The sequence below is a fragment of the Myroides oncorhynchi genome (assembly GCF_020905415.1).
GTDB lineage: Bacteria > Bacteroidota > Bacteroidia > Flavobacteriales > Flavobacteriaceae > Flavobacterium > Flavobacterium oncorhynchi_A.
This window is the reverse complement of the sequence record NZ_JAJJMP010000001.1, coordinates 1841672-1855720: the sequence shown is the minus strand read 5'-3', so window position 1 is coordinate 1855720 and position 14049 is coordinate 1841672. Positions and strand designations below refer to the sequence as shown.

9 protein-coding genes are annotated in these 14049 nt (G+C 33.2%); all 9 read right to left on the bottom strand.

The window, feature by feature from the left end:
* Positions 1 to 7: 7 nt before the first annotated feature.
* On the bottom strand, positions 8 to 661 hold the full coding sequence (locus LNQ81_RS08195; RefSeq protein ID WP_229945804.1) for a hypothetical protein: 654 nt from the start codon (positions 659 to 661) through the stop codon (positions 8 to 10).
* A 76-nt stretch (positions 662 to 737) separates the two neighbouring features.
* A complete protein-coding gene (locus tag LNQ81_RS08190) occupies positions 738 to 1091 on the bottom strand; it encodes a cytochrome C oxidase subunit IV family protein (RefSeq protein WP_229945802.1) in 354 nt (117 codons plus the stop codon).
* 18 nt (positions 1092 to 1109) lie between these two features.
* Positions 1110 to 2090 (bottom strand): cytochrome c oxidase subunit 3, encoded by a 981-nt coding sequence (locus LNQ81_RS08185; protein ID WP_229945800.1) that lies wholly within the window; start codon positions 2088 to 2090, stop codon positions 1110 to 1112.
* A 44-nt stretch (positions 2091 to 2134) separates the two neighbouring features.
* Positions 2135 to 2719: a cytochrome c oxidase subunit 3 gene (locus tag LNQ81_RS08180; RefSeq protein WP_229945798.1), complete on the bottom strand. Its 585-nt coding sequence runs from the start codon at positions 2717 to 2719 to the stop codon at positions 2135 to 2137.
* Position 2720: 1 nt separating this feature from the next.
* Positions 2721 to 3635 (bottom strand): heme o synthase, encoded by a 915-nt coding sequence (gene cyoE, locus LNQ81_RS08175; protein WP_229945796.1) that lies wholly within the window; start codon positions 3633 to 3635, stop codon positions 2721 to 2723.
* Positions 3636 to 4972: 1337 nt separating this feature from the next.
* The gene (gene deoC / locus LNQ81_RS08170; RefSeq protein ID WP_229945794.1) at positions 4973 to 5719 is read right to left on the bottom strand and encodes a deoxyribose-phosphate aldolase; all 747 of its coding nucleotides are present in this window, start codon (positions 5717 to 5719) and stop codon (positions 4973 to 4975) included.
* Positions 5720 to 5774: 55 nt separating this feature from the next.
* Complete coding sequence (locus LNQ81_RS08165; protein ID WP_229945792.1) at positions 5775 to 6155, bottom strand: VanZ family protein; 381 nt, start codon at positions 6153 to 6155, stop codon at positions 5775 to 5777.
* The gene (gene gcvH, locus LNQ81_RS08160) at positions 6145 to 6525 is read right to left on the bottom strand and encodes a glycine cleavage system protein GcvH (RefSeq protein ID WP_229945791.1); all 381 of its coding nucleotides are present in this window, start codon (positions 6523 to 6525) and stop codon (positions 6145 to 6147) included. The genes LNQ81_RS08165 and gcvH overlap by 11 nt, the downstream gene beginning before the upstream one ends.
* A gap of 57 nt (positions 6526 to 6582) precedes the next feature.
* Positions 6583 to 14046 carry a T9SS outer membrane translocon Sov/SprA gene (gene sov / locus LNQ81_RS08155; RefSeq protein ID WP_229945787.1) on the bottom strand — a complete coding sequence of 2488 codons (7464 nt, stop codon included), beginning with the start codon at positions 14044 to 14046 and terminating at the stop codon, positions 6583 to 6585.
* Between the last annotated feature and the right edge of the window lie 3 nt (positions 14047 to 14049).

The window sequence follows — 14049 nt, the reverse complement described above, 5'->3', positions numbered from 1 at the left end:
ATTATTGTTATTTTGAGTTTAGTTTTTTATATTGTTTTAATGCTAAACGATACTCTGCTAGCACAACCTTCACATCATCCATCATATCGTTATTTAACTCAGCAGCCGAAATGGTAGAGTAACCTTCTTTATACTCATAAGTCCCAATTTTATTATTTCCCTTACGACCTCTAAGATTTCTATCTTTATCTACAATATAAACATTAGTACTTGCTAAGTCTGAATCCAACTTACCTACTAAGCCCAATGAATTATAGAACTCTTGGATCTCTTCAGGTTTTAAAAATAAATAATTCCAATTAGACATATCAGAGATAGGACTAAGATCATCTACTACTTTCTGTGCGGCCTCTTCACTACCGTAAGGCAATACCATTACTAATTGAAAATCTTCGAAATCTAAATAACGTTTATAAATCTTTTGATTTAAATTAAAAGCATCACCTCTATCTCTATATAAGTGTGCCCCAGGAAACCCTAGTACAGTTATTTTCCCATTTAAAGAAGGATTCTTATTTAAAAGGTCTTTCCCCTTAGGTAATTCATTTACCTCTTCTGTAATAATAGGTAAACGCTTAAATTGATTAACACCTGTTGCAAAAAATAGATATGCACAAATAGGCATAACAAATAGCAACGTTAGAATTAAATATTTCTTCATTTTGATATTATGTTGACTAACTAACAAAAATAAAAAAAGGCGGTCAATAAACCGCCTTTAAATATATAATATGTTATTAAAATATCCACTTATACTGTGAGTTGTGAAAAACTTCAAAAATGTAATTTCCTTCTATTAACACTAATGTTATCAAGTAAACACATAAAAAAGAAAGAATACCTGCAACAGACCATCTGAAAGCTGATTTTTCTTGTTCTAAGTGCATAAATGCCCACATAATGTAATAAGCTTTAACCACTGTCAAAATAATAAAGATGTAGTTCAATAAACTTAATCCAAAAATATGCGCATGATGTAGAGATGCAGGTTTAATAATACCTAAAATAACCTCTACTAAAGTGATTACAGACATAATTACGAATACTGTCCATATTCTTTTTGTATTTGAATGATGTGCTTCTGCTGCCATTTTTCCTGATTTTAAAAATTAAACTAAGTAGAAGAATGTAAATACGAACACCCAAACTAAATCGACAAAGTGCCAGTATAATCCTCCTTTTTCAACCATCTCATAAGAACCTCTTTTTTGGTAAGTTCCAATCAATACGTTGAAGAATATAACGATGTTAATTAAAATTCCTGTAAATACGTGGAATCCATGGAATCCAGTAATAAAGAAGAAGAAATCACCAAACGTTTTGTGACCATACTCGTTGCGAATTAAGTTAGCTCCCTCCACTACTAATACTGCATCTTCTAGACGTTTAACAGATTGTTCTCTTGTCAAAATTTCTTTGTGCTTAGTCTCTGTAGTTAACTGAGTTCTAATTCTCACGTTTGGATTTGCCTCAAAACCTGCTTTTACCTCTGCAATAGAATAAGTAGTAGCGTCAGGTCCCTTAACGAACCATGTTGCTTTTGCTCTTGTTAAAGTAGCCTCATTTCTGTTCGGATCAACTTTAGCAAAATCCGCTAATGCAATTTGTTTCCCATCTTCCCCTACGAATTGTAAGATTGACCCTCCACGAGTCTCTACTGCTCCATAAGTTCCGCTGATAAAGTTTTTCCATTCCCATGCTTGTGACCCCAAGAAGACTAATCCTCCTATAATAGTCAAAAACATATAAATAGCCACTTTATTCTTTTTCATTTGATGTCCTGCATCTACAGCTAATACCATAGTAACTGAAGAGAAAATCAAAATAAAAGTCATCAATGCCACATAGAACATCGGCGCATCTACACCGTGTAAAAATGGAAAGTGATTAAATACTTCGTCTGCAATCGGCCAAGTATCCATGAATTTGTAACGAGTAAACCCGTATCCTACAAGGAATCCACAAAAAGTTAATGAATCTGATAATATGAAATACCACATCATCATTTTACCATAGCTTACTTTAAGAGGTTCATTTCCTCCACCCCAAGTAGTTTCTTTAGTAGCTGCTGTAGTAACTGTCGCTCCCATAAAATGTTGTTAGTTATAAAGTTTTCAAATTTAGTTTATTTTTTTTATTTAAAGAATGTAAAAAATAAAAACAAATAAATCCACAATAAATCTAAAAAGTGCCAAAACCATGCACACAATTCAATTCCAAGATATTGCTGTGAATTATACTTTTGTTTAAAATGATTATAAATTACATACAATAGTGATAAAAGCCCTCCTGTCAAGTGAGCAATATGTACTATTACGATCACATATAAAAATGAAGTAGTAATCGTACTTTCACTACCAGTGAAGAAATATCCCATAGATACTACTTCATTAAAGCCTTTGAACTGCAAAAAAACGAATAACAATCCTAATATCAAAGTAGAAACAAGATAAGTAGTCGTTTTATTTCGATCGTTGTTCTTTATTGCTTTAAATGCTAGGTGAAAAGTAATACTACTTACCAATATAGCCAAAGTACTATATAAAAAAGAATTAGGCAATTGAAAGTCTGCTAACCAGTCTGGACGCGATTTACTCACCACATACGCACTAGTTAATCCTGCAAAAACCATCATAATACTCCCTATTCCGAAAAGCATCATTACTTTTAATGCCTTCCCTTTTCTTTCGTATTGTTCTTGAACTGTGTAATCCTCCATGTTATCTTAAAATTTTATCAAGTATATAGATTATCTGTATCAAAGAAATGTACGTTACACTCACTAACATTAGCGAACGTGCTGCCTTATCTGTTCTCTTTTTATACAGTTTAATTCCTGCCCATAACATCCATACACCTGCTAAAAGAACTAACCCTGCAGATACTGGTGTTAGATAAAGCCTACCTGTCATTCCAAAAACAGGGAATACAGAAGCTATAATTAACCAGATAGTATATAAGATGATTTGTATTGCTGTTTTTGAATCTTTCTTTCCTGTTGGCAACATAGAAAATCCACCTCTCTCATAGTCATCATACAAAAACCAGCCAATAGCCCAGAAGTGTGGAAATTGCCAAAAAAACTGAATAATAAACAATGTACCTGCCTCAATACCAAAATTATTCGTCGCTGCTACCCATCCTAACATAAATGGTATCGCTCCAGGGAAAGCTCCTACGAATACTGATAATGGAGTTACAGTTTTTAACGGTGTATAAACACTCGTATACAAAAAGATAGATATAGCTCCAAACATTGCTGTTTTAGGATTAACTATATACAAAATAGCAAGTCCTACAATAGTCAATGTACTGGCTAAGATAAATGCTGAACTAGGCTTAACTCTTCCTGATGCAATAGGACGATTCATAGTACGTATCATCTTTGCATCTAAATCTCTCTCTATAATTTGATTAAATACATTTGACGCACCTACCATACAGTATCCTCCGATAGCTAACGCTATTACTGTAGTAATCTCAATACTTGCTAAATCAGGTATAGCTAAAAAGTAACCAGCTATGGTAGAAAAAACTACGCTGAGTGCCAACCCCATTTTAGTCATTTCCTTAAACTCCGCCAACACAGATGTTGACGTATTTTTTTCAGACGATAAATTCAAAGCTGTTTTCATTTATTTTTAATGATGTGCAAATATAGGTCAATTTTTAAAAACAAACCCTAAAAACAAACAGCACAGCCTTAATATAACGCTTTTTTAAATATCCTCAGCCTTTAGTGTCCTAAAAAAACAACATTCAAACAAAACAACACTTTCACAAAAGAAACTAAGGTGATAATCATAAACAACTACGATTGCTACGCCTTAATTAGTACTTCTAATACTAAGTTTTAACATAATACTCCTTTATACCCTCATCTATTAATCGCATTAACATCAGATCTACCTCTACATCATCCAAAAACAAACTACAATTCACTAGAATATTACAACTTCACAATAGTCAATTAGAACTTAATCCTACTACCTAACTCATATTGCAACGCAAATATATTTGCCTTTATCAATGCTTACTAACCATATTCATCAAATACTTCCATTTCAAACTTTATAATCACTTTAATTCCCTTACAAAATAATTTACTTTTTTTGTTAAATACAGTTACTCTATCCAAAAATTGGAAATTATTGACGTCTATTTAGTCATTTTTTTATGCAAAACATCCATTTACCACCAAAACAACAACCCTAGACAACTTTTTTATACATTTTTTTTAAACCAAAAAAACATCAACAAACTAATAATCAATACCTTAATAAAAAAAATCCAATTATAAGCTATAGCTATACCTCCTTTTGACCACAGCGAATTCAAGCATTAGTGTGAAATCCTAGGACATTTGTAGGACAATACTAGGACAATAGTTGGTTAAAACAGGCTTTTGTCCAATAATCCTCCTATTATCCTTCCGCTATTCTTCTCCTATCAAACACTCATTTAAAAATCACGTTACACAGAGATAGGATTGTGTCATTCCTCAAATAAGTAGATTTACTCTATTTGCTATGCCATACATAATTTTAATCTATTACAAAATTCCAATATTAGAAGTACGGTTGTCACATATAAAGAAGATAGCCTCAACTAGAGTTCACTGATTTGTATATACACGTAGATGGAGTAAATATTGAATTTGAATCTGTGCGGCATTACAAATTGACAAAGAGAAGGTAATCTCAACTACAAAAGGAAGTTACAGATATTGGCATGAAACAACTTAGGATTTTTAAGATGTTTCTACCTTTGTAAAACAAACTAACACAATAGATTAAACTATTTTTAATAGATAAGATGAATACCAACATGTCAAACTAGCATTTAGAAGTCTATAACGCATTAAATCTCAAAATTAAAGTAACATATCACAATAGAATAGATAGGAGATTTAAAGGCATAAAAAAAGACATCTCTATAAGATGTCTTTTTTATATTTTGAAAGATATTTTACTTAGTAACTATCTACAGTACCAGATCCATCAACAATAGTCTTAGCTGAAGAAGTACCCAAACGTTTTACTCCTAAATCAATTAACTTAATTGCAAAATCTTTATCTCTAACACCACCAGATGCTTTTACTGATAAAGGTCCTGCATTCTCTAACATAAGAACCATAGCTTCTAGTGTTGCTCCATTAGGTTTGCCTCCCTCAGTTTTATAGAACCCTGTAGAAGATTTAACAAACACCTTCTCATAGTTCTTCTCACTAAGTTTAGACAGTACAACATTTTTAATCAAAGCTGTAATCTGTACAATTTGAGTATCGGTTAAAGCAGCAGTTTCGATAATCCACTTAACAATTTTACCTGCTTCTAAACCATATCTTGTACATTCTTCTACCTCTCTCTTCACTTGTTCAACTTCTCCTTTTTTGAAAGCTGAATAATCCGCTACATAATCAATCTCATCAACACCATCAGCAACTGCTTGCTTAGCCTCTGCTAATTTAGCTTCTAAACCGCGATTTCCTTCTGGAAAATCGATAACAGTACCAATAGCAACTTTTGAATTTGCTGCATCTACCATTTTACGTCCCATCTTAACTTGATCAGGACGAATCATTGCTAACTTAAAATGCTCATCGATTGCTTCTTGAACTAAATCAGCAACAACCTTATTATTTTCTACTTCTGTTAATCCAGCTTGATCAGCTAGTTTTAAATACGTAGAATCCATAAATTCCCTTAAGTCTCTCATAATCTAAATATATTAAAAAACAAAAAATGACCTCATAATGAGGTCATTTTAAATATTATTTCTTTTTTCTGAAAAGAGTCAAACATAGTAATACCCCAAATAAACTACCTAGACTGTTCGCTAATTCATCAGCCCATTCTGCACTTCTTGAAGAGGTGAAAAAATATTGAAGTAGTTCAACCAATCCACCCATCAAAACAGCTATAGTAAAGATACGAATACTTAACTTAATTCTAGATGTTTTTGGGTTACTTTTCACATAATATACAAACCAAATGACGGAAAATACAAAATAAAAAGTAAAATGTGCAAGTTTGTCCTTATAAGGAATATCAAATCTTGGAGCTTTCGCAATTGTATCACTACTCAACAAACAAGCTGCCAAAACAACTGTAGTCCAAAGTAATCCAATAGCAAAATAAAATTTACGCTCCAATCAATTCTTTATATTGTGCATCCGATAGTAGATCTGCAATTTCATCTACATTAGATACTTTAACTTTAATCATCCATCCTGCTCCATAAGGATCAGTATTCACTAATTCTGGTTCAGTTTCTAAACCTTCATTAAATTCAACAATTTCTCCTGACAATGGTAAGAATAAGTCAGAAACTGTTTTTACTGCTTCTACAGTACCGAAAACTTCGTCTCTATCTAAAGTTTGATCTAATGTTTCAACTTCTACATAAACGATGTCTCCTAATTCTCTCTGAGCAAAATCTGTAATTCCAATAGTAGCAACATCTCCTTCGATAGCTACCCACTCGTGGTCTTTTGTGTACTTTAAATTAGCTGGTATATTCATTATAATAAGTTTTTAGCAAATGTATAATATTATTACATAATTAGGAACGAATAAACATTAATTTCCAAAATTATATCGCATTGTAAATCCTGCTCTAATATTAGTAATAGGATACATAGTCGAAATGACAGCTTTCGAAAATGAATGATCATAGAAGAATATAGCCGTTAGATTTCTACTCAACATATAATCAGCAGTTAATCGCAAAGACCACATATCTTGTCCTCCTCCAGATTGACTATTTCCATAATCTAAATAACGAACAATAGTCTCCCTTTTGGTAAGTGTAAAGTCCGCTTTTATATTGATATCACTTGATATTCTTCCTCCCATTCCATTGTTTGCATACATAGAATTAAAACCAACGTCTTTTACTCTATATCCAAGTCCTACTACGAAGTCATTTCCGTTTGTTTCTGTCAATAGATTATTATCAAAACTCAGTGATAACATCCTGTCCTTACGCATTTCGAAAGACATGCGTATTGATGATTTAGTCTCAGCATCTACTCGGATTAATGGATTAAACTGTTCAAACATCGTAGCATTATTAACCACATATTTTGAAGGGAAGTTTCCGAATTTATTTATTTCATTTGGCGCTTTATAATATTCTGTATTATAACTAAATGAACCTAAAGTATAAGACGCTCTGTAACCATGATTAAGTGAGAAGTTTTTAAAATTATTCTTGAACCACTCTAATTTCATTAATCCTCTATATTTCAAATTCCAGTTAGGCAAAGGCATATTCTTAAATAAACCTGTAGAGACCTTTCCAGCATCTTGACCGCTATATGCTGCTAAGAAAGATGGTAGTAACACAGACTGATTACCTTTACTATACCCTATAGGGAATCCTTCTCTATCTAAATTAGCTGGATTACTAATATCAATTCCACGTTCTGTAGCCAACCTATTTGCAACAATAATACGATTATCCAACATTCTATCAAATGTAGCTGAACTCATTAAATCACTGCTTGAAAATGCAGTACTAATCATGATAGTCGAAATACTAAAGTTTCCATAGCTATAAGGTGCTTGGGGAATATACTCTCTATCCTCAACAACAAATTGTTCGGAATAATTATCAGACTTCATCCGTTCTGCATAAAGGTCTATAGTTAGGTCTGGAATCAATACTACAGATGCATTAATATTCAACGTCTTATTACTAATAGTAGTATAAGGTTGATTCATCTCAGGGAACTCCGTTAAATAACCACTACGAGCAGCATTATACCTAATATCCGCCTGGTTACCAAAAACAAAACCTAAATCTGGTTTTGCTGTACCAAAGAACCCTACACTTGGTAAGAAACCAGGTAACATGGTACCACTATTCTCCGAATAATTTACTTGAATATTTTTTACAGATGTAAGCACTCCTATCATCAAATCTTTAGTCGCAGTCATAAAAGCAGAAGGCTCACTATCTATCTTCTCTTTTTTAGTATTATCCTTAGCTTGTACAACTTTTTGTCCAGGCACTATAGCTGCCTTTTTAGCTTTAGAAGTATTAGATTTTCTTCGTTCAGTACTTTTGACTAATCCTAAATATCTATATAATGTTTCCATTCCAAAAGTTGTATTTAACCTCTGGGTTCTAGAATTTTGAATTGTATTACCAATATTATAATTAATACCTTCAATTTCTATATTAGAATATGCATCAGAAGCACGCTGCCAGTTAAAGTTACCTGTATATGCATAATTAGAACGAATAAATGACAACACTGGTATCTTACTAAAAGGTAATTCATAATTTAATGTTACTTGTTGAGTAAACTGATTCGGTTCCCCGATATTAAAATAATCATCCCATATAGTATTCGTATTATCAACAATGCCATTCACACTATCGTAATAATTACGCACAACATTATTACTTCCTCCTATATAGCTCAATCTAATAGATTTAGTTAAATCAAAATTAAAACCGAAGTTATAGTTAAAGAAATAATTTCTTCTATACAAAGGATCTAACCCAATACCCTCTACATCAATTAATCTAAATTCTTGTCTATTATACTGACGCATAATATTAGAACTAAAAGAGATGTTACTAGGAACGTAATTAAAATTAAAATCTTTAAGTAACCCCCAATAACCTCCTTGCATAAAACCAATATTTTTAAATGGCTCTATCGTTTTGGTCTCGAATGCATAAGTATAATCTAAAGAAGAGCGTACCTGTTGCTCTAGCATAGATTCAACCTCAAAATCATGATGTCTTACTTCATTATATGAATGAGATAATGTCACATTTTCGATATCATAAATACGACTCTTTTGTTCTGGTCCACGCTGTTTATTTACACCTATAAAATTAATACTCTTTCTTTTCGTATAATCAAGAGCTCGCTTTTCTGCTTCTTCCGCTTCGGCAGATGTCTTTGCTCCAGACTTAATGTAACTCAACTTTAAATCAGGATTCATAGGATCATACTCTGGTGTAATAAACTCTTCACTCACCGCATAATTAAAAGGCACAGTAATACCCCATTTCTTAGGTAATAATTGACCCAAATTCACATTAGTCATTAAACTATATGATTGTCTATCCTCTCTACTTCTTTGTTGAGGACCTTGCTCTAATCCACCAAAACCAATAGTAGATTTCATTCCTGTCAAAGAAATATTAGCAAAATCTGCTAGATTAGCATCAACAGTCATCATTCCTGCCCATCCACCTTTATTATCCATGTCAGACATACGCAACTCATCAAACCAAAACTCACCAGATAATGCTTCTGTACCAGGAGTTATATTTCTGATACCAATCATCATCATTCTTACTTTTCCAAAGTTTGGATTTCCCTTTATACCTAATTTAACTTTATTAGGCTTATCTCCTGCTGAAGGATCTAAAGAAACTTCGTCAACGTAGAATATTTTAGAAGTATCGAAGCCTGGTTTAGACACTTCCCCCATTTTTAATACTTTTAACTTTGCCAACAGCTCAAAAGGAACATTTAATTCATTCTCTGTTGGCCAAATATTATCAGGATTAGTCTCTCCTCCATTCGTTATTTTTAAAGGTACCTCTATCTCATAGAAATTTTCGACAACATCACTACCTATACGGATAAATGCTGCCATCTCATAGTCTTGTAATCTTCTAGTAGCCCCTTCTAATGATTCTCCATGTATGAACATCCTCAGCTTCTTATACTGACGCATATCAACATTGAAATTTTTATATACTGCTCTTGCATCCAAAGGAACTAATCCATCAGGATATGTACTCTGATCTTTTGGGTACACTCTTAAAGAAAGAGACTGCTCGTTTTGATTAATTAAAGTGTTGTTCATATACACTTGTTCTCTACGTACCCCAGGAGGCGTCACATAAGGAATAGGTTTACGATTAAAATTATCTGTTAGATTTACAGACGTTACATCAACTTCTGTATTCGGAAACTTCTCATCCACTTTAGCAGAATTATCTTCTATTAAATTTCTGCTAAATCGCTTCCAATCAGACCTTACCAAATTCAAAGTTGCAAAACGCATAGTCACCTCTTTCTCAAATCCTGTAAGATACATACGCATAAAACGCATTGATCTAGTATCTTCTATAGGTCCTATTTTTTTTCCTTTAGCATCAATAGGTATCTTATATTGAATCCATTTAACTTTTCTTCTAGAGCCATCAGGGGATTGTATCTCTGTTTGTCTAACATCTGTAACATACTCATCACCTACTGCAGTTTCTGGTTTGATATTTATCTTATACTCGTAATATGCATTAATAGTATTCATGGTATTATCCCCATCGATATCTTCTGCGTCAGGCTGATTATTACCAGCTCTTCCCCCACCTGCTGGGCTATTATTTTCCATACCATTATAGTCACGATATCTCTCTAATATTCCTCCTTGTGCATCTAAATAATGTATGAAATTATCTGCTGCAGGATCGCTAAAACCAGCAAATTTCTTAAAGAATATTCTTTCTTCATCATCACTTAAGCCATCTAATCCCACATCTTGTAGTCTTCTATTCTCTGCATTTGTATCAAATGCATATACAAGAGAAGGTGCTGAAGGAACTTTTCCCCAAATTGTAGTAATTGTAGTAGTAGAATTCGCTCCTGTATCGGGTAGTCCATTTTCATATTGCTTATGTCCATCTCTTAAAATATCCTCAGATATGAACCCTAAGTTTAAACGGAGTTCTCCTATATTTTGACTTGATAGTTTATCTCCTTCATTTCCATAATAAGGATCCATTACCCAAAATTCGACAAACTCAATATTCGCTTGTTCAAAGTTTGTTGTTGTCAAACCTCTCATTATTCCTCCCCAGTTTTTACGAGGAGTAAGAGATCTAGGATTAGTCAAATAATTTTCATTAAAATTATAAGGTCCCCTTTCTTCTGGATAAAAAGTCAAGTCAAGTGTATTAATCACTCTACTTTCACCATAAGCAATATCCGTATTAGGAAACAGCTCATCACTATATATTCTTCTTGTTCTATTAGAAGACAAATCAAATTCTGTTACGCCAGCAGGCTTAGTTCCTACATAAAATGTTGGATCAATAGTATACCATGACATTTTAGATCGTCTATATCCGTCTTCTAAACTATAAGTAGGTTCTACTACTATATCATTCTTAGTTTTTTCTAGCTCATTTAATCCATGAAACCCAATAGGTACACTAGACAGCTTCCAAGACAACGGAGCTTTAACATCAATCACAGATTGCATCCCTTCAAAATCATCTATATATGAAGTCGCTTCGCCATTCATCTGATCTAATTTTGAATTACCAGGCTGTAAATAGGCAAACTCTCCTCGGACAGAAACCCTTGACTCTACATCTGTATCTATATTAGGTAGTTTATTTACTAATCTCGTTAAGAATGGGACTTCTGTTGAATACTGCGCATTTAAGCCCCATATCGTATTGTTTACTGCTTCTTGTCCATAACTAGATTTATGTGTGAATGGACGCTCTGACATATGTAGAAATGTTCCTCCTACTATAAAGTCTTTACTGAACTTATGTTCAACATGCATACCAAAAAAACGCTTCGTTTGCTGACCAAACATTGTATTATTCTCTACAGATACTTCTATAGGGGTATTTGATGCTTGTAAACCCGGATCTAGAATCATGACACGTCCTCTACTATAATCAACGGTATAATCCACTCCTTCAACTAAAACACGTCCAGCTGCCTTTACCACAACAGACCCTGGTGCAACATTAAATGAACCGATAGGAATCCCCTCTCCCATAGAGCTTGAGAACTTCCCTTTTAATTGGAATTTATTCTTTTCGTTTTGATTTCTAAGTGCTTCAGTTTTAGTAGTACGGTACATACTTCTAAACACATACTTAGCTTGATTTTTATTATATGTACTTGTCTCGTTATAGCCTTCACTTACTTTATTCTCAGCAAGCTTATTAAATAAATGTTCTCCAAATGGTTCTACTGTTGTAAAGATAATACGTCCATAAACTGGATCTATAGTTATTCCTTCAAACGTGTTACTATTATATTGATTATTGTTACCATAACCCCCATTGTTATTTCCGTAACCTCCGTTGTTATTTCCATAACCTCCATTGTTATTTCCGTAACCTCCATTGTTGTTTCCATAACCTCCGTTATTACCATTATTGCCGTAACCATTATTCATATTACCTGCATTGTTAGGATTATATGTATTCTGCCTACCACCATTAGGTAAAAAGTCAAAGAACCCATCTCCTCCTTGTTGAGGGTCATTGGTATAATTTAATCGGTCTAAATGAAATACTTTTAATAATGGAGTGCGTTCCACATCAGCTGCAAGTGGTTTACCATCTACAGAACTAATATAATTTAATGGGCTTGGATCTGTATATAGAATATTAAATCTAAACTTATCTTGTGAGATATACATTGCATTTGGAATCTGATAAATGTTCTTCATCATTAATTTCCATACAGGTTCTCCCACTAATGTAAGATTACTCTTTAACATTTTAAGTATTAATGATTGACTACGTGGTACATCAGGATTATTAATTTCATCTCCAGGAGGCAATACAGTCATACCTCCATCAGTACCAAATTCTCCTACTTGATAGATCTTATCCCCTATAGAATATTGAAAAGCTACTGCTAACACTTCATCATTAGACAATCTCTGATTAAGTGATATATACCCCAATTGCGGATGAAAAGTAAACTCATTAGCATTAAGTTTACGAGCACCTTCTAAACGTACAAAGTCTTTACCTTCTTGTGCCCCCACAGTGAAACCAGAAGACCCCGAAGTATTAAGCCTAATAGCAGGAGTTAAAAAGTTATTACCTATCTGACCCGGGTCAAACATATTATTTGCATTATCAGGATAAGCGTTAGCAAAACCGTTAAATGTAAAGAAATTCAATTCTCCACGAGATACAACCTCTGCATCAGGTCTTCCATTTTTATTTTTACCCTCTCCTAAATCTTGAAGTGCTATAATATTACGAGCATTATTAGCTGTTTGATTAATTCTACCATAGCGATTTGTTATCCATACTTCTACTCTAGTGATACGAACGCGACTTTTAATAAAAGGATATTTCTCTAAAGCTTCATCATAATTATTTCTAAAATATTGAGATAAAAAGAAGTGTCTATCTTCATCATAATCTAAAGCAAATAATTCGAATTCCTCTAATGTACCTCCTCCATCTGCTCTAATAGAAGTAGTCTGTGACTTCTGTTCTGAAAAAACACCCGTAATAGTAGTTCGTCCAAATTGTAGTTCTGTCTTCACTCCGAACAAACTCTGGGCTCCTCTAACTAAAGAACCACTAATAGGCATGCTTACATTACCCACCTCTACTTTGCGCACGATATCATCCTCATCTGGAGCAAACGATAACTTCATCATATTTTGGAAGTCAAATGTAGCTTGAGTATCATAGTTAATATTAACAGCTAGTCTCGTTCCAACCATACCTTGAAGTCCCATGCTAATACGTTGATTAAAATCAAACGCCATGTTCTTACGATTACGTGTAGATACTACAGGGTTATCCTGTTTACTATACCGAACTCCCATATCAAACTCTACAGAACCAGTAGGTTTTACATCAATCGTATTAGATCCAAAAATAGTACTAAATAACTTAGAGTTTACGTAATAACGAGGCAACATATCACGTGTAACTTCTTCATTTTCTTCACGACCATGCATGACATTAAATCTTTGTAAGAAATACTTACGTAGTTCAGCACGCATAATCAAATCCTCAAATTCCTTACGCGTTAATATGAGTGGATAGTTAACATTAAATCCATCAAAAGTCTTAGTTAGATAATAACTATCCTTATAAGGATTATAAGAGTATGCTTCTTTTATTATATCTGGATCAGGTATAACTATTTTCCCTATATCAAATTTAGTTTGAAGAGAATCTGCTTCTTGTATCCCAATATTTTGGGCATGCGAAATTTGTACTCCAAAGAGCAGAATAATTAGCCAAAAAAAAAGTGACTTGGATATAGGAAAATGCTCCTTCAAAAT